The 16,523-nt window shown below is 60.8% G+C and carries 15 protein-coding genes; 11 read left to right on the forward strand and 4 right to left on the reverse strand.

From position 1 onward, the window contains the following. Positions 1-31: 31 nt before the first annotated feature. A complete protein-coding gene (gene cytX / locus QN377_RS07570) occupies positions 32-1,303 on the forward strand; it encodes a putative hydroxymethylpyrimidine transporter CytX (protein WP_169916129.1) in 1,272 nt (423 codons plus the stop codon). Between the two features lie 105 nt (positions 1,304-1,408). On the opposite strand, the gene QN377_RS07575 is transcribed toward cytX, so the two are convergent. Then, positions 1,409-2,155 carry an RsiV family protein gene (locus QN377_RS07575; RefSeq protein WP_095000934.1) on the reverse strand — a complete coding sequence of 249 codons (747 nt, stop codon included), beginning with the start codon at positions 2,153-2,155 and terminating at the stop codon, positions 1,409-1,411. Between the two features lie 223 nt (positions 2,156-2,378). Between QN377_RS07575 and QN377_RS07580 the strand changes: the two genes are divergently transcribed. The 9 genes from QN377_RS07580 (at position 2,379) to QN377_RS07620 (ending at position 11,687) form a co-directional block, all read left to right on the forward strand. After that, complete coding sequence (locus tag QN377_RS07580; protein WP_095001096.1) at positions 2,379-2,996, forward strand: NUDIX domain-containing protein; 618 nt, start codon at positions 2,379-2,381, stop codon at positions 2,994-2,996. Then, positions 2,987-3,439 carry a DUF1249 domain-containing protein gene (locus QN377_RS07585; RefSeq protein ID WP_095017687.1) on the forward strand — a complete coding sequence of 151 codons (453 nt, stop codon included), beginning with the start codon at positions 2,987-2,989 and terminating at the stop codon, positions 3,437-3,439. The genes QN377_RS07580 and QN377_RS07585 overlap by 10 nt, the downstream gene beginning before the upstream one ends. A 114-nt stretch (positions 3,440-3,553) precedes the next feature. Next, positions 3,554-4,369: a 3',5'-cyclic-AMP phosphodiesterase gene (cpdA, locus tag QN377_RS07590; RefSeq protein ID WP_095000936.1), complete on the forward strand. Its 816-nt coding sequence runs from the start codon at positions 3,554-3,556 to the stop codon at positions 4,367-4,369. Between the two features lie 95 nt (positions 4,370-4,464). Next, on the forward strand, positions 4,465-5,073 hold the full coding sequence (locus QN377_RS07595; RefSeq protein WP_095000937.1) for a YqiA/YcfP family alpha/beta fold hydrolase: 609 nt from the start codon (positions 4,465-4,467) through the stop codon (positions 5,071-5,073). A gap of 51 nt (positions 5,074-5,124) precedes the next feature. Next, complete coding sequence (parE, locus tag QN377_RS07600) at positions 5,125-7,029, forward strand: DNA topoisomerase IV subunit B (RefSeq protein WP_095000938.1); 1,905 nt, start codon at positions 5,125-5,127, stop codon at positions 7,027-7,029. Next, entirely contained in the window at positions 7,029-8,009 is a 981-nt protein-coding gene (locus tag QN377_RS07605; protein ID WP_095017686.1) for an esterase-like activity of phytase family protein, read from the forward strand. Before parE ends, QN377_RS07605 begins: the two co-directional genes overlap by 1 nt. Next, the gene (locus QN377_RS07610; protein WP_095000940.1) at positions 8,006-8,527 is read left to right on the forward strand and encodes a retropepsin-like aspartic protease family protein; all 522 of its coding nucleotides are present in this window, start codon (positions 8,006-8,008) and stop codon (positions 8,525-8,527) included. The genes QN377_RS07605 and QN377_RS07610 overlap by 4 nt, the downstream gene beginning before the upstream one ends. 11 nt (positions 8,528-8,538) lie before the next feature. Next, on the forward strand, positions 8,539-10,803 hold the full coding sequence (parC, locus tag QN377_RS07615; protein ID WP_095000941.1) for a DNA topoisomerase IV subunit A: 2,265 nt from the start codon (positions 8,539-8,541) through the stop codon (positions 10,801-10,803). A 179-nt stretch (positions 10,804-10,982) separates the two neighbouring features. After that, complete coding sequence (locus QN377_RS07620; protein ID WP_170943716.1) at positions 10,983-11,687, forward strand: PqiC family protein; 705 nt, start codon at positions 10,983-10,985, stop codon at positions 11,685-11,687. A 121-nt stretch (positions 11,688-11,808) separates the two neighbouring features. Here QN377_RS07620 and QN377_RS07625 read toward each other — a convergent pair whose 3' ends face one another. Continuing rightward, positions 11,809-13,356: an AhpA/YtjB family protein gene (locus tag QN377_RS07625; RefSeq protein ID WP_095000943.1), complete on the reverse strand. Its 1,548-nt coding sequence runs from the start codon at positions 13,354-13,356 to the stop codon at positions 11,809-11,811. Between the two features lie 132 nt (positions 13,357-13,488). Between QN377_RS07625 and serB the strand changes: the two genes are divergently transcribed. Then, positions 13,489-14,703 carry a phosphoserine phosphatase SerB gene (serB, locus tag QN377_RS07630; RefSeq protein WP_095000944.1) on the forward strand — a complete coding sequence of 405 codons (1,215 nt, stop codon included), beginning with the start codon at positions 13,489-13,491 and terminating at the stop codon, positions 14,701-14,703. A 115-nt stretch (positions 14,704-14,818) separates the two neighbouring features. Here serB and asd read toward each other — a convergent pair whose 3' ends face one another. Both asd and QN377_RS07640 read right to left on the reverse strand, forming a co-directional pair. Then, on the reverse strand, positions 14,819-15,685 hold the full coding sequence (gene asd / locus QN377_RS07635; RefSeq protein WP_095017685.1) for an archaetidylserine decarboxylase: 867 nt from the start codon (positions 15,683-15,685) through the stop codon (positions 14,819-14,821). A gap of 9 nt (positions 15,686-15,694) precedes the next feature. Beyond that, positions 15,695-16,522: a rhodanese-like domain-containing protein gene (locus QN377_RS07640; protein WP_095017684.1), complete on the reverse strand. Its 828-nt coding sequence runs from the start codon at positions 16,520-16,522 to the stop codon at positions 15,695-15,697. Position 16,523: the final 1 nt, after the last annotated feature.

The raw sequence follows: 16,523 nt of genomic DNA on the forward strand, positions 1-16,523 counted from the left end.
TAGGCGGTTTTCTCTTTGTGGGATTCATTCCTTGAACACACCCGGTACTTACTCTCCCGACCTTGCTGTTCCTTTGGACCGGCGTGCATTCGGTGGTCGCGATTTGTTCTCCCTGTGGTTCTCCCTCGGCATTGGCCTGATGGTGTTGCAGACCGGCGCGTTGCTTGCGCCGGGGCTGGGACTGTCGGGTTCATTGCTGGCGATTTTTCTCGGCACGCTGGTAGGCGTGTCGCTATTGGCTTCGGTCGGTGTGATTGGCAGCGATACCGGCCTGTCGTCGATGGCTGCGCTCAAGCTCAGCCTGGGCAGCCGCGGTGCCATGCTCCCGGCCATGCTCAACGTGCTGCAACTGATCGGCTGGGGCTCGTTTGAAATCATCGTGATGCGCGACGCAGCCAGCCTGCTTGGCGCCCGGGCTTTTGGCGAAGGCAGCCTGTTGAGCAACCCCCTGTTGCTGACGCTGTTGTTCGGCGCCTTGGCCACCTTGCTTGCGGTGAGCGGGCCATTGACCTTTGTGCGCAAGATTCTGCGCAAATGGGGTATCTGGTTACTGCTGGCGGCCTGTCTATGGCTGACCTGGAACCTGTTTGCCAAAGCCGATCTGCCAGCGCTGTGGGCGCAAAAAGGCGATGGTTCGCTGCCGTTCGCAGTGGGTTTTGACATTGCCATTGCCATGCCGCTGTCGTGGTTGCCGCTGATTGCGGATTACTCACGCTTCGGCAAGCGTGCACAAAACGTGTTCGGCGGCACGGCCTTGGGCTTCTTTATCGGTAACTTCTGGCTGATGAGCCTGGGCGTGGCTTACACCCTGGCATTCGCCCCGAGTGGTGAAGTGAATGCGCTGCTGTTGGCGCTGGCAGGGGCCGGGCTGGGGATTCCGCTGCTGCTGATTTTGCTCGATGAGTCGGAAAACGCATTTGCCGATATTCACTCGGCGGCGGTGTCAGGCGGGATTCTGTTGCGTTTGAAAGTCGAGCATCTGGCCCTGGCCATCGGCGTGGTCTGCACCTTGATCGCCTGCTTCGCGCCGCTGGCGCAGTACCAGAACTTTCTGTTGCTGATTGGTTCGGTGTTCGCGCCATTGTTCGGCGTGGTGCTGGTGGATCACTTTATCCTGCGCCAGCGCAGTGCCCGGGTTGCGCCTGAGTTGTGGCGCTGGCCGACGCTGCTGGCCTGGCTGGGCGGGGTGCTGACCTATCACCTGCTGGCGAACGTGCTGCCGGATGTAGGCGCAACATTGCCCGCGTTGTTGCTGGCCGGTGGGTTGCAGTGGCTGTTGGGGCGCGGGTCAAAAACGGCCTAGCACACTGTGGGAGCGGGCTTGCTCGCGATGCTGGCGACGCGGTTTTCAAGTGAGACCGTATCGATCCCATCGCGAGCTAGCCCGCTGCCACAGGGGCGGTTGGCGTTACCCGCGACCCGGAAACCACTCTGGCTTTAAAATCCCGTTCAAACGCGAGTACGGAATCTTCAACTCAACATGGCCCTCAGAGTACGGCGCAATGCTGTACACGTCGTACTTGAGCACTACGTTGTCTTTGAGCAGCGCCACATGCGGGGTTTTCTCGAACGGCCAGTTTTTCACGAACTCCGGATCGCTGCCGTAATGGCTGCTGATCAGCCAGTTGTTGTGAGCCACTTTGGCTGCACCCCAGAAAGCCTGTTCCTGACCCGGCAGCAGCATGTCCTGCAGGGTCACGTCCTTTTGCTGTGAGCGCGAGTAGTTGATAAAGCCGCGGCCCGGCATGCCATGGGCGCCCCCGGTATCCAGGTAGCTGGAAAGCTCGACAATCACCAGACCGTCATGCTGCTCGCGTACCTTGGCCTGCAAATAAGTGCTGTTACGGCTGTCGGCCGTACGCAGGAAGTGTTCGCGATAGGCGTTGAGCGAGGGCGCCAGTTTGTCCTCAGGCGAATTGACGGTCATTCGCAACAGGCGATTTTCGATCAGCGCATCGAGCTTGGGGGCGTCGGGAAAATGCAGTGTATCGATGTTCACCAGCGGGCAATCCTGGCCGGTGCAGCCTGCCTTGACTTGCTCGGAAGCGTCATTGGCAAACGCCAACGGCTTTTGCACCGCAGGCTGGAACACGCTTTGGCAAGCGCCCAGGGTCAGGGCGATGCAAGTCATGGAAGCAAACTTTAAAAGCGACATGGTCGTCCTTCATCGTCGGAAGAGTGGGGGAGTGATGGTGGTTCGACTGCCAGCATGGGCATCGGTTCGCCACTAAGCTTATGTAGAGCCAATTAGAGTTGTTTTGCAGGCGATCCGTCTATCCCCGTGTTAGAAAAGAGGCTGCATCCGCAGTCTCTGGCGCGTTAGGATGCGCGATGCCGAGGGTCCGCCCACGGTGAAATTCGCCAGCAAGGGGTTTGTAATGACTGACATCACCAAGGCCAGGCCAAGCACCGTCGAGATCGTAAAGCGCGAGAACGGTTATCAGGGTTTTTACAAGCTTGATCGGGTGCATCTGCGACACGAACTCTTTGCCGGAGGCATGAGTCGCGAGATCAGTCGTGAGGTGTTTGTACGACATGATGCAGTCTGTGTGCTGCCCTACGACCCGCAGCGTGATGAAGTGGTACTGATCGAACAGTTCCGCGTCGGCGCCCTGGGCAAGACTGACACGCCCTGGCTGATCGAGCTGGTTGCCGGGCTGATCGACAAGGCTGAAGTGCCCGAGGAAGTGGCTCACCGTGAAGGTGAAGAAGAGGCCGGGCTGACGTTCTCGTCGTTGTGGCCGATCACTCGCTACTTCCCGTCGCCGGGGGGCAGCACCGAGTTTGTTCATCTCTATCTCGGGCGTTGCAGCACTGAGGGCGTCGGGGGCTTGCATGGTCTGGAGGAAGAGGCAGAAGATATTCGTGTAACGGTATGGGCGTACGAAGATGCGCTGCAAGCAGTACGTGATGGGCGTATTTCCAATGCAGCGAGCATTATTGCCCTGCAATGGCTGGCGCTTAATCGCGCTGAAGTGAGGGGGTTATGGTCGTAAATGGGGTTCGCGATCGTTATCGGGTCGATCTGATCGGGCTGCAGGCCGCTTGCGAGGCCAACTATGCGCGTCTGATGCGTTTGTTGCCCGAAATGCGCGAGCAACCCGGCCCGCGCCAGATTGCCGTGACCCAGGGCGATCAGATGCTGGGCGTGCTGACGCTGGAGGTGATCCTCGATTGCCCGTACACCAGCACCCTGCGTGTCAGCCAGGAGCACAGCTTGCCGTGGTTGCCGGTGCCTCAATTGCAGGTGCAGGTGTATCACGATGCGCGCATGGCCGAAGTGGTCGCGGCCGAGCATGCGCGGCGCTTTCGCAGCATTTATCCCTACCCCAATATCGCCATGCACCAGCCCGACGAAAAGGCCCAGCTCAATGTGTTTTTGGGTGAGTGGCTAAGTCATTGCCTGGCCTGTGGCCATGAGTACGCAGATGTGCGCTGAAATCCTGGCAAGCGCACCAAAAAACTGGCCTCTGGATCAAGGCGCTTACTCCCATAATGGCCATACTCAATGGCATAATCGCGCCATTCACTGACCCTCCCCGGGAGAGCCACCTTGCCGAATGTATCCACGCTGACCACCGAAGACCCGGTGCTGCTGGTGCAGCTCTCTGACAGCCACCTGTTTGCAGAAGCGGATGGCTCGCTGCTGGGGCTCAAGACCGCGCAAAGCCTGCAGCAAGTGATTGATCTGGTGCAGGCCGAGCAGCCGCATATTGACGGCCTGCTGGCCACTGGTGATCTGACCCAGGACGGCAGTGTCGAGGCTTATCAACGCTTTCGCACACTGACCGCGCCGTTGGCACCCTTTGGCCGCTGGATCCCCGGCAACCACGATCAAGTTGCGCAGATGCGTGAAGCGGCCGTGCAAAGCCGTCTTCTGGAGCCGGTGGTCGATATTGGCAATTGGCGCATTACGCTGCTCAACTCGGCTGTTCCCCACTCCACCCCCGGTTACCTGGAGGACGATCAGTTGCAATTGCTGGCCCAGTCCTTGAGCGAAGCCCCCGATCGCCATCACCTGGTGTGCCTGCATCACCACCCGGTGTCGGTGGGCTGCCCGTGGCTGGAGCCGATCGGTCTGCGCAATGCCAAAGAATTCTGGTCGGTCATGGACCGTTATCCCCAGGCCCGGGCGGTACTGTGGGGGCATGTTCATCAGGCGTTCGACCAGCAGCGCAACGACGTTCGATTGCTAGCCACGCCCTCTACCTGCATCCAGTTCGCGGTGGGCAGCCCAGACTTCAAGGTCAGCGGCGAGGCACCGGGCTATCGCTGGCTGCGCTTGCAACCGGACGGCACTCTGCAAACCGGCGTGTCGCGCCTGGCGGATTTCACCTTTGAGCCGGATTACAGCGCCAACAATTACTGAATTATCTTGAAGCGAGTCATTGCCCCTGAGTCAGGCTAAACTGCGCGCCTTTATTGTTGCTGTGTTCAGCTTAACGGGTCTTCGGGGGTCATCGCATGTCAGGTTCCATCTTGTATATCCACGGGTTCAACAGTGCCCCCGAGTCCAAGAAAGCCATGCAGTTGACGTCGGCTATGCACGGCATGGGCCTTGGCGGGCAACTGCGGGTGCCTGCCCTGCACCATCATCCGCGCCAGGCCATTGCCCAATTGCAGGGCGTAATCAGTGAGCTTGGCAGCCCATTGCTGGTCGGCAGCTCGCTCGGCGGCTACTATGCGACATGGCTGGCCCGCCAATACGGCCTCAAGGCCTTGCTGATCAATCCGGCCGTCAGCCCGCACCGGATGTTCGACGGCTATCTGGGCACGCAAACCAATCACTACAGCGGCGAAACCTGGGAACTGACCCTCGATCACGTGCAGGCGCTGGCAGAACTTGAAGTGCCAGCCCCTCAGGACGCGCAGCGTTGTCAGGTGTGGTTGCAGACAGGCGATGAAACCCTGGACTACCGCTACGCTGAACAGTACTACGCGGCATGTACGTTGCGTATTGAGGCGGGCGGTGATCACAGTTATCAGGGCTTTGCCCAGCAGCTGCCCGACTTGCTGAACTTTGCAGGGATCGGCGCCGAACAGTTTGAAACCATCGACTTCGCGGCCCTTTAAGGCGCCCGTCGAATGGCCCTTTTTTTCACTTACGACTAACGACGAGACCCTATGGCCACTCCCAGCGCTAGCTCTTATAACGCCGACGCCATCGAAGTCCTCTCGGGCCTCGACCCGGTGCGCAAACGCCCCGGCATGTATACCGACACCAGCCGGCCCAACCACCTGGCCCAGGAAGTCATCGACAACAGCGTCGACGAGGCCCTGGCCGGTCACGCCAAGTCGGTCAACGTCATCCTGCACGCCGATCATTCGCTGGAAGTCAGCGATGACGGGCGCGGCATGCCGGTGGACATCCACCCTGAAGAGGGTGTGCCGGGCGTCGAGCTGATCCTCACCAAGCTCCACGCGGGCGGCAAGTTCTCCAACAAGAACTACCAGTTCTCCGGTGGCCTGCACGGCGTGGGCATCTCGGTGGTCAACGCGCTGTCGACGCTGGTGCGGGTCAAGGTCAAGCGTGACGGCAACGAGTACCAGATGACCTTTGCCGATGGCTATAAAGCCACCGATCTGGAAATTATCGGCACCGTGGGCAAACGCAACACCGGCACCAGCGTGTACTTCGCGCCGGACCCGAAATACTTCGATTCACCCAAGTTTTCCGTCAGCCGCCTCAAGCACGTGCTCAAGGCCAAGGCCGTGCTATGCCCGGGGCTGCTGGTTACGTTCGAAGACAAAAACACCAACGAAAAGGTCGAGTGGCATTACGAAGACGGCCTGCGCTCGTATCTGGTCGATGCAGTCAGCGAATTTGAACGCCTGCCCGACGAGCCGTTCTGCGGCAGCCTGGCCGGTAACAAGGAAGCCATCGACTGGGCCTTGCTGTGGCTGCCCGAGGGCGGCGACAGTGTTCAGGAAAGCTACGTCAACCTGATCCCTACGGCCCAGGGCGGTACCCACGTCAACGGCCTGCGCCAGGGCTTGCTCGATGCCATGCGCGAGTTCTGCGAGTTCCGCAGCCTGCTGCCGCGGGGTGTCAAGCTGGCGCCTGAAGATGTGTGGGAGCGCATTGCGTTCGTGCTGTCGATGAAAATGCAGGAACCCCAGTTCTCGGGTCAGACCAAAGAGCGTCTGTCATCCCGTGAGGCGGCGGCATTTGTCTCGGGTGTGATCAAGGACTCCTTCAGCCTGTGGCTCAACGCCAACCCCGAGTTGGGCATGCAACTGGCCGAACTGGCGATCAACAACGCCGGGCGCAGGCTCAAGGCCAGTAAAAAGGTAGAACGCAAGCGCATTACCCAGGGGCCGGCCTTGCCGGGCAAGCTGGCGGACTGCGCCGGGCAAGACCCTATGCGCTCCGAGCTGTTCCTGGTGGAAGGTGATTCTGCAGGCGGCTCGGCCAAGCAGGCGCGGGACAAGGAGTTCCAGGCGATCCTGCCGTTGCGCGGCAAGATCCTCAACACCTGGGAAGTCGACGGCAGCGAAGTGCTGGCGAGCCAGGAAGTGCACAATATCGCTGTGGCCATCGGTGTCGATCCGGGCGCGGCCGATATGAGCCAGTTGCGTTACGGCAAGATCTGCATCCTTGCCGACGCCGACTCCGACGGCCTGCACATTGCTACCTTGCTCTGTGCATTGTTTGTGCAGCACTTCCGCCCGCTGGTGGATGCCGGTCACGTCTATGTGGCGATGCCGCCGCTGTACCGCATCGACCTGGGCAAGGAGATCTTCTACGCCCTGGACGAAGCCGAGCGCGACGGCATTCTTGACCGTCTTGTCGCCGAGAAAAAACGCGGCAAGCCGCAAGTCACACGATTCAAGGGGCTGGGTGAGATGAACCCGCCACAGCTGCGCGAAACCACGATGGATCCGAACACCCGTCGCCTGGTGCAACTCACTCTTGAAGACTTCGCCGCCACGTCAGAAATGATGGACATGCTGCTGGCCAAGAAACGCGCCGGTGACCGCAAGTCCTGGCTCGAATCCAAAGGCAACCTGGCGCAGGTGCTGGCCTGATGCGCAGTGCCTTGCTGGGCTTGTTCTGTTTGGGTGCTGCGCCGGTCATGGCCGATACCTGGCCAGAACTGGCGTTGCAGTCAGAGCATCCGGTTGAAGGCATGCGCGGTGGCAATCTGTCCGGGCTGGCATTATGTTCGGGTGAGCTGTGGGCGGTGTCTGATCGTGATGATGATCAGATTTATCGCCTCGATACCCGCGAGTCTCTGTGGCAGGCCGAAGCCTTGCCTGTCGATGTGCCGCCAGCGCCGGAAAGCGGCTTGCCGTGGGGCGTGCGCATGATGGGCAAGGCCATCAGCCCGTTGCGCGGCGGCGAGCTGGACTTTGAAGGGATCAGTTGCGATGAGGCGGGCAACCGGTTCGTGGTCAGTGAGTCCCATGCAGCGGTACTGCAAATCCCTCAGGCCGGGGCGCCTTCATGGCTTAAAATCGACCCGGCGCTGGTGCGTCAGGCCCGTGCCAGCGGCATGTTGCTGCATTTCAATGCGCTGTTTGAGGGGATTGCCGTCAACTCGCAGGGTAATCAGATATGGCTGGCGGCCGAGCGTGAGCGCCGTGGCTTGCTGACGATTCGCAAAAAACAGAGTGTATGGGACTGCGAAAACGGCTGCGTGCTGATGAGCGAAGGCGGTCTTGAACAGCCGCCGACGCAACTCAACGCCAAGGCCCAGGCAAAGGACTTTGCCGACCTGGCGCTGTTCGAGGACAAGCTGTTTACCCTTGAGCGCATGGCCTATCGTATTTGCCGGCGTACCCCGAATACGGGCGAGATCGAACGCTGTTGGTCGTTTGCCAATGATGCCCTGACCGATGCCCGGCGTTACAACACCGGCTATGGCAACACCGAGGCCCTGAGCCTGGATGCCAAGGGCGCCTGGGTCGGGGTCGACAACGGCAGCCATAGACGCGCCGATAGCGAAAAACGTCCCATCGTCTGGCGCTTTGCTGCACCGCAAGGTGGCTGGAGTGCCAAGCAATGAGCCAGCAAGCACCGGGCAAAGGCGTGGGGCGTATCTTCATGATCGTGGCCTGGTGCGCGGGCCTGTACCTGGCCACGCAGTTTTTCGGGCGCTGGGAACAGCGTCAGCAAAACCCCAATACCGAAGTGACCTCGCAGCAAGGCGAGGGTTATATCGAAGTCAAACTGCTCGGCAACGTGCAGGGCCATTTCGTCGCCAGTGGCCGGATCAACAACGTGCCGGTGGAATTTTTACTCGATACCGGTGCCACCGATGTGGCAGTACCGCTGGATCTGGCCAGGCAACTGGCACTGCCCAAGGGCCTCCCGGTGACCCTGAGCACCGCCAATGGCCGCACCCAGGGCTACCAGACCCGCATCGATCGCCTGCAGCTGGGCGCCATTGTGCTGCGCGATGTGCGAGCTGTAGCGGCCCCCGGGCTGGACGGCGAGCAGGTGCTGCTGGGCATGAGTGCGCTGAACAAACTTGAATTTACCCAGCGCGGCGGCACCATGCTGCTGCGCCAGACAACGAACTGAATGAGGTCCGCATGAGCGACTCCCTTGATCTCAGCCTGGACGGCGTAGAACGCCGGTCACTGGCCGACTTCACCGAACAGGCCTACCTCAACTACTCCATGTACGTCATCATGGATCGGGCCTTGCCGCATATCGGCGACGGCCTCAAGCCCGTTCAGCGGCGTATTGTTTACGCCATGAGCGAGTTGGGCCTGGACGCTGACTCCAAGCACAAGAAATCGGCGCGTACCGTCGGTGACGTGCTCGGTAAATTCCACCCTCACGGCGACTCGGCCTGCTACGAAGCGATGGTGCTGATGGCACAGCCGTTCAGCTATCGCTACACCTTGGTCGACGGCCAGGGCAACTGGGGTGCGCCGGACGATCCCAAGTCGTTTGCGGCCATGCGTTACACCGAAGCTCGCCTGTCGCGTTACTCCGAGGTCCTGCTCAGCGAATTGGGCCAGGGCACGGCGGACTGGGTACCGAACTTTGACGGTACCCTCGACGAACCTGCGGTTTTACCGGCACGTTTGCCCAATATCCTGCTCAATGGCACCACCGGCATCGCCGTCGGCATGGCCACCGATGTGCCGCCGCACAACCTGCGTGAAGTGGCGGCGGCGTGCGTGCGTTTGCTCGACGAGCCGAAAGCCACGGTTGAGCAATTGTGCGAACACATTCAAGGCCCGGACTACCCGACCGAAGCTGAAATCATCACCCCGCGCGCCGACCTGCTGAAGATCTATCAGACCGGCCGTGGTTCGGTGCGCATGCGTGCGGTGTATCACATCGAAGACGGCGACATCGTGGTCACTGCACTGCCGCATCAGGTGTCGGGTGCCAAGGTGTTGGAGCAGATCGCCGCGCTGATGCAGGCCAAGCCGACCAAGCTGGCGATGGTAACCGACCTGCGTGATGAGTCCGACCATGAAAACCCGTGCCGTATCGTCATCATTCCGCGCAACAACAAGGTCGATCTCGACGAACTGATGCAGCACTTGTTCGCCGTCACCGAGCTTGAGTCCACGTTCCGGGTCAACATCAATATCATCGGCCTGGACGGCAAGCCGCAGCTGAAAAACCTGCGTGCCCTGCTGGTTGAATGGCTGGAGTTCCGCGTCAACACCGTGCGCCGCCGCCTGCAGTTCCGTCTCGATAAAGTCGAGCGCCGCCTGCACCTGCTGGACGGTTTGCTCACCGCTTACCTGAACCTCGATGAAGTGATCCATATCATTCGCACCGAGGAACACCCCAAGGCTGAGCTGATTGCACGCTTTGCCCTGAGTGAAACCCAGGCTGATTACATCCTTGATACGCGCCTGCGCCAACTGGCCCGTCTGGAAGAGATGAAGCTGCGCGACGAGCAGGATGCACTGCGTAAAGAGCAAGCCAAGCTGCAAGCCCTGCTGGGCAGCGAAGCCAAGCTGAAAAAGCTGGTGCGCACTGAACTGCTGGAAGACGCCAAAACCTACGGCGATGATCGTCGTTCGCCAATCGTGGCCCGCGCAGAAGCCAAGGCCCTGTCGGAAAACGAGCTGGTGCCGACTGAAGCGGTCACGGTGGTGCTCTCGGAGAAAGGCTGGGTACGTTGCGGTAAAGGCCACGATCTGGACGCTACCGGCCTGTCCTATAAAGCGGGGGATGGTTACAAAACCGCCGCTGCCGGGCGTTCCAACCAGTTTGCGGTGTTTATCGACTCCACGGGGCGCAGCTACTCGGTGGCCGCGCATACCTTGCCGTCGGCCCGCGGTCAGGGTGAACCGCTGACCGGTCGTCTGACCCCGCCGCCGGGGGCGACATTCGAGTGCGTGCTGTTGCCGGAAGACGACGCGTTGTACGTGATCGCCTCCGATGCCGGTTATGGTTTTGTGGTTAAGGGTGAAGACCTGCAGGCCAAGAACAAGGCCGGTAAAGCGCTGCTCAGTCTGCCCAAAGGCGCGCAGGTGATGCAGCCGCGGCCGGTGTCCGATCGCGAGCACAACTGGCTGGCGGCGGTAACCACTGAAGGGCGCCTGTTGATCTTCAAAGTCAGCGATCTGCCGCAGCTGGGCAAGGGCAAGGGCAACAAGATCATCGGCATCCCCGGCGATCGCGTGGCCAGCCGCGAAGAGTACGTGACCGACATCGCGGTACTTCCAGACAATGCCGCATTGGTATTGCAGGCGGGCAAGCGTACCTTGACGCTCAAGGCGGATGACCTGGAACACTACAAAGGTGAGCGTGGCCGTCGTGGCAACAAACTGCCTCGTGGGTTCCAGCGTGTAGATGCCTTGTTGGTAGAAACCCCCAATTAAGCCTGTTTAGTGCGCCCGGCCTGCGTTTTTAAGCGCAGATCGGCGCGACAGCGCTGGAGTCATGCCCAATATTCGCGGATGATATGCCGCGTTAGCGGCACGGCTTATGGCAATGTGCTTTGCGAGCCTTTCGAGAATTACACTGCGGCTCGCCCTGAGGCGGCCACCTGGATGGAATGATGAACGTTCTACGCCTTCCTATAATTGCGTTGCTGACCGGTGTGTTGGGTCTGGCGGGGTGCAGCACGCACCAGCCGGCGGCCTTGTACCAACTGGACAGCGGCACCCCCGGCCAGCCCGCGCAAAGCGCCGGCATGGCTGTGGTACTTGGCCCGATCAGCGTGGCCGACTACCTGCAACGTGAAACCCTGCTGCAACGCCAGCCTGATGGCAGTTTGAGCGCTGCGACTGACGGACGATGGGCGGGTAGCCTGTCGGCAGATATCGACCAGCTGCTGGTGCGCCAACTGGCATGGCGCCTGGACAGCCAGCGTGTGGTCCAGGCCCCGGCACCTGCGGGCTTCAGCCCGGATGTGCAAGTGTTGTTGTCGATCACTCGGCTGGACTCGGGCAAGGATCTGCCTGCAGTGCTGGACGCACAATGGCGCTTGATTGACCGTCGCGGTCAAGTGCGTGACAACCGCATCGTGCACCTGGAGCAGCCGCACGGGGGCAGTACGGCGGACCAGGTCAAGGCTCAGGGCAAGTTGTTGCAACAGTTGAGCGAGCAATTGGCGGTGGCACTCAAGCCTCTGGCCAACCAGCCGCCTCTGGTGGAAGCGCCCAAGGCGCCGTCCAAGGCAGCCCCCAAGCAGGGTGCGGATAAACCTCGTATCCCAATGGCCTCACCGATACGCACGGATATGGAAATCTTCCGCTTCTGAGGCTGTAGCCAGAAACAAAAAAATCCCGCACATGTGCGGGATTTTTTATGGCAGGTCAAAAGCCCCTCACCACGCCTCTCCCGGAGGGAGAGGGCCAGGGTGAGGGTGCTCTTGGCTTTGGCTACCCGCGACTCTCATGCATCCGCGCCAGCTGGCGCTCCAGCATCGAAGGGTAAGGCTCCATCAGGCGCTCTACGCAGCAGGCGCCTTCCGGGCTGGCAATCGGGCGGATTCGGGCGCGCTGGCGGATCAGCGGGTCATCGCTGATCTTGCGCTCTACCAGCAACAGGTTGCGGCTGTGTTGCGACAAGGCCAGTGCATCCTGCGCCGTTTCGGTCAGCAGCAGGTCAATCTGACTCATGCCGCTCAGGCCTTCACCCAGCACCAGGCCCAACTGCAATTGCAGGGTAATGCCGCTGTCTGCCACTTCGATCTGCAGGGCGTGACCCAATGCACGCAGCAGCTCGCCGCAGCAAATGGCGTTGGTCAGGTAGTCGTCGCCGCTGTCTTCACTGTGGAACAGCATCAGTGTGCTGCCATCGTTCAGCGTATGCAGTTCGCTTTGGTACAGCGAGGCTGCCTGGTTCAGACAATCACGATAGCGTTCCAGCAGTTCCATCAATCGGGCGCGGGGCAGGCGGCGCAATTGCTCCTGTGCCCCCAGTTGCACCGCGAGTACGGCACTCGGTTGCGGCGCCGCAGATGCGACCGGTTTTGGTTTGGCCAGGGCAACCGGCGCGGCACTCGCCGTGCTGGTGTCGCGCAGGTCGGCAAACGGGTCTTCGTCGTCGTTCTCGTCTTCTTCGGTGCTCACCAACTGTCGAGGTGCAGCCTTGGGCGCAGGTGCCGCCGCAGTCTCATCGAACGTCGGGTCACTCAGGTTGCGCACTTCAAAGCTCGGCTCGTTGTCTTCGGCTTCTTCGTAGTCGCTGTCGTCGTAGTCGTCTTCTTCTGGTTCCGGCTCGGGCTCTGGCGCCGGAGGGGCCAGGCGGGTGTGGAGCTGACGAGCCAGGTCGCCGATCTCATCCTGGCGCTGAATGGCCGGGGTGTAAGGATCGGGTTCGCGCAGCCATACCCGCAGTTGCAGCAGGGGCGTGGTGATATGACGGCCCAGACGCAAGCTTAAGGCCAGGGCAAGGGCCAGCAGGATGGCACTCAAAATGCCCATGCTTTGCAGGCTGATGGTCATCGGCTGCTCGAACTGGTGCATGTCCAGGCTGATGCGCAGATGCCCGGCGGTCACATCCTGAAAGGTGATCTTGGTTTGATACACACCCTCGGTTTCGCCTAGCAGGCCATTTTTGGGACGTTGCCCGGCTTCGGCGAGGATACGGTTATCCACGCTATAAATGGCCGCGTGGGCCACCAGCGGGTTTTTGGTCAGGTTGTTGAGCAGCACGTTGAGGCTGAGGATGTCATTTGACACCAGCAGCTCGGTCGCCGAGGTGGCGGTTTGCGTGGTCAGGCTCTGCCCCAGGGCGTCGGCCTGTTCGTGCATGGCCTGCTTGAATTGCAGGCCCATGACCACGGCATAGATGACCAGTGCCAGGGCGACCAGGATCACGTTATGGCTGGCGATACGCAGAGCAAGCGGAACGCGGCGATCGCGCAGGGCCCGGAAGATCAGCAGGAAGAAGTTATCGGTTTTGACAGGCGATGGCCGGTTCACTGAGCGCGGCTCTTAGTCCGTTAAGTTGGTGCGCAGTATAGCGAGCGGCCTGAGGGCGGCAAAGCCTTGGCGGTGCCCGATGGTCACTGAAAGTGGGTAGAATGCGTTTTTTTTAGCGAATGGGGGTGTGCCTTGCGCGAAATCGTCCTGATAAACATCACAGGTGAGGACCGTCCGGGTCTCACTGCGGCCATTACCGGTGTACTGGCCAGCAATGGTGTGAATATTCTCGACATCGGTCAGGCCGCCATCCATGGCGTTTTGTCATTGGGTTTTCTGGTCGAAATTCCACAAGCCGAGCTGGTTTCGGCAGTGCTCAAGGACCTGCAGCCCTTAATCGCGAAGGAAGGTTTGCAGCTGCGTTTCGACCCGATCAGCGAAGAGCATTACCAGCGCTGGGTCCACGAACAAAGCCAGACCCGGCATGTGGTCACGCTGATGAGCCGCCAGGTGACCGCCCATGAGCTGCAGCGCGTGACATCGGTGATCAGCCAGCACGGTTTGAACATTGAGCAGACGGATCGCCTGTCCGGTCGCGTGCCGCTGGATGCGTCGACCGAGTCGAGCAAAAGCTGCATCGAGCTGCGTGTGTGTGGCGAGCCTGTGGATGTTGACGCGCTGCGTGCCGATTTCTTCAACCTGGCCCAGGAGCTGGGCGTGGATATCGCCCTGCAGGAAGACACCCTGTTCCGTCGCAATCGCCGCCTGGCGGTGTTCGACATGGACTCGACGCTGATCGAAGCTGAAGTGATCGACGAGCTGGCCAAGGCGGCAGGCGTGGGGGATCAAGTGGCGGCCATCACCGAGCGCGCGATGGCTGGCGAACTGGATTTCAAGGCCAGTTTCAAGGAGCGCATGGCGCTGCTCAAGGGCCTGGACGTGGGCGTGCTGGATGCCATCGGTGCTTCGTTGCGCCTGACCGAGGGCGCTGAAGTGCTGTTCGCCGAGCTCAAGCGTCTGGGTTACAAAACTGCGATTCTGTCAGGCGGTTTCACCTACTTTGCCAAACAAGTGCAGGCCAGGCTGGGCATCGACTATGTCTTTGCCAACGAACTGGAAGTGGTGGACGGCAAGGTGACCGGTGTTGCGGTCGAACCGATTGTTGATGCCCAGCGCAAGGCAGATTTGCTGCGCGAACTGGCACAAAAGGAAGGCTTGAGCCTGGAGCAGACCATTGCGGTCGGTGATGGCGCCAATGATTTGCCGATGCTGGCGATTGCCGGGCTGGGTGTGGCATTCCGTGCCAAGCCGCTGGTCAAGAAATCGGCCAAGCACGCAATTTCGACTTTGGGCCTGGATGGCGTGCTGTACCTGCTCGGTCAGCGTGACCGTAACAGCCAGGGCTGAGCCCCCCTGTAAATGACCTGTGGGAGCGAGCTTGCCCGCGATTGCATCACCTCGGTGAATCAGATGCACCGAGTTGCCAGCATCGCGAGCAAGCCCGCTCCCACAGGGTTATGGGTTATTCGGCGTGCGCCGGTGCACCCATTTTCTGACCCATCATCACCGGCGTTCCTGCCGTCAGGCCTTCGGCCCATTTCACCTGATCCGCGCCAAACAGCACGATCGCCGTCGAACCCAGTTTGAAACGACCCAGCTCGGCACCTTTTTCCAGGTGGATCGGCGCACGGGCAGCTTCGTCGTAACGGAAGGTTTTCAGCTCGCGTTTCGGCGGGGTAACCAGACCGGCAAACACGGTTTCAATGGATGCCACGATCATGGCACCGACCAATACCACGGCCATAGGGCCGCGCTCGGTGTCAAAAATGCACACCGCACGCTCGTTGCGGGCAAAAAGCTCCGGCACGTTTTCGGCGGTGGTCTGGTTGACCGAGAACAGGCGCCCCGGCACGTAGATCATTTCACGCAGGGTGCCCGCCAGTGGCATGTGCACGCGGTGGTAGTCCTTGGGCGACAGGTAGATGGTGGCAAATTCGCCGCCCATAAACTGGGCTGCTACTGCAGCATCGCCACCCACCAGCTCCAGCACGCTGTAGCTGTGGCCCTTGGCCTGGAACACGCGGCCGTGTTCGATCGGGCCCAGCTGGCTGACCGCGCCATCGGCAGGGCTTAGCACCGCACCTGGAGTTTGATCCAGCGGGCGGGCGCCGTCTTTCAGGGCGCGGGTAAAGAAGGCGTTGAAGTGCTCGTAGGCGGTCACGTCTTCAACCAGGGCCTGGGACATGTCTACCTGATAACGCTTGGCGAACCAGCTGGTGAACGCATTCTTGAACCAGCGTACGCGGCATTCGGCAATACAGCCGGCCAGGCGTGACAGCAGGTGATGCGGCAACAGGTACTGACTGAGGAGGAACAAACGCTTTTTCATTCAAGGTCCTTAATTTTTTACAGGTAGCTCGACGGGGGTGTCGGGGTGGTTGCCCCATTCGCCCCAGGAGCCGGCGTAGCCTTTGACGCGCGGGTAACCGAGCGCCTTGGCGACGAGATAGGTAAAGCCGGAACGGTGGTGGGTCTGGCAGTGGGTAATCACTTCTTTGTCTGGCGTGATGCCCAGATCCTTGAGGATCTGCGCCATGTCCGGGCGGATACGCAGGTTACGGGTTTTATCCATGCCGGTGGTCCACTCAAGATGCTTGGCCCCGGGGATATGCCCGCCCTTGGCTGCCAGCACTTTTTCGCCGCTGTATTCGGCGGCACTGCGTGCATCCCAGATCGCCAGGTCGGCGGCGCCCAGGCGGCTTTGCAGGTACTCGCGGGTGGCAGTGGGTTCATCGTGCAAGGTCAGCGCCACCGGGCCATTGACGGCGGCAGGCACGTCCTGGCTGAGGGCATAGCCTTCGCCAATCCAGGCGTGAATGCCCCCGTCCAGATAGTGGTATGCCTTGTGCCCGATTACATCAAGCAGCCAGATAAACCGCCCGGCCCAGCCGCCGCCTTCGTCGTCATAGACCACATAGACCGCGTCGGGATTGTGCCCCAGCTCGCCGAACAGGGTTTCGAGTGACGCTTGCGACGGCAGCAGGCCGGGTGCCGGTGGCAAGCCCAGTTGCGTGCGTTTCGGGTCGACAAAACGGGCGCCCGGAATATGCCCGGCCTCGTAGCGTGCAACACTGGTCAGGTCAACCAGGATCAGTTCGGGTGCGTCGAGCCGGGCGAGCAGGTCGCCGGGCTCGATCACTAATGGCAAGCCAGAGAAGCCAGGCATA

The organism is Pseudomonas sp. CCC4.1 (assembly GCF_035019225.1).
GTDB classification, from domain to species: Bacteria; Pseudomonadota; Gammaproteobacteria; order Pseudomonadales; family Pseudomonadaceae; genus Aquipseudomonas; species Aquipseudomonas bubulae.

What these genes read in the sequence shown, in the direction of transcription:
- QN377_RS07620 (WP_170943716.1), top strand. Translation starts at nt 10,983, where the DNA reads ATGAACGTTCTACGCCTTCCTATAATTGCGTTGCTGACCGGTGTGTTG.
- parE (WP_095000938.1), top strand. Translation starts at nt 5,125, where the DNA reads ATGGCCACTCCCAGCGCTAGCTCTTATAACGCCGACGCCATCGAAGTC.
- QN377_RS07610 (WP_095000940.1), top strand. Translation starts at nt 8,006, where the DNA reads ATGAGCCAGCAAGCACCGGGCAAAGGCGTGGGGCGTATCTTCATGATC.
- QN377_RS07585 (WP_095017687.1), top strand. Translation starts at nt 2,987, where the DNA reads ATGGTCGTAAATGGGGTTCGCGATCGTTATCGGGTCGATCTGATCGGG.
- parC (WP_095000941.1), top strand. Translation starts at nt 8,539, where the DNA reads ATGAGCGACTCCCTTGATCTCAGCCTGGACGGCGTAGAACGCCGGTCA.
- QN377_RS07595 (WP_095000937.1), top strand. Translation starts at nt 4,465, where the DNA reads ATGTCAGGTTCCATCTTGTATATCCACGGGTTCAACAGTGCCCCCGAG.
- QN377_RS07640 (WP_095017684.1), bottom strand. Translation starts at nt 16,522, where the DNA reads ATGCCTGGCTTCTCTGGCTTGCCATTAGTGATCGAGCCCGGCGACCTG.
- QN377_RS07580 (WP_095001096.1), top strand. Translation starts at nt 2,379, where the DNA reads ATGACTGACATCACCAAGGCCAGGCCAAGCACCGTCGAGATCGTAAAG.
- QN377_RS07575 (WP_095000934.1), bottom strand. Translation starts at nt 2,155, where the DNA reads ATGTCGCTTTTAAAGTTTGCTTCCATGACTTGCATCGCCCTGACCCTG.
- QN377_RS07605 (WP_095017686.1), top strand. Translation starts at nt 7,029, where the DNA reads ATGCGCAGTGCCTTGCTGGGCTTGTTCTGTTTGGGTGCTGCGCCGGTC.
- asd (WP_095017685.1), bottom strand. Translation starts at nt 15,685, where the DNA reads ATGAAAAAGCGTTTGTTCCTCCTCAGTCAGTACCTGTTGCCGCATCAC.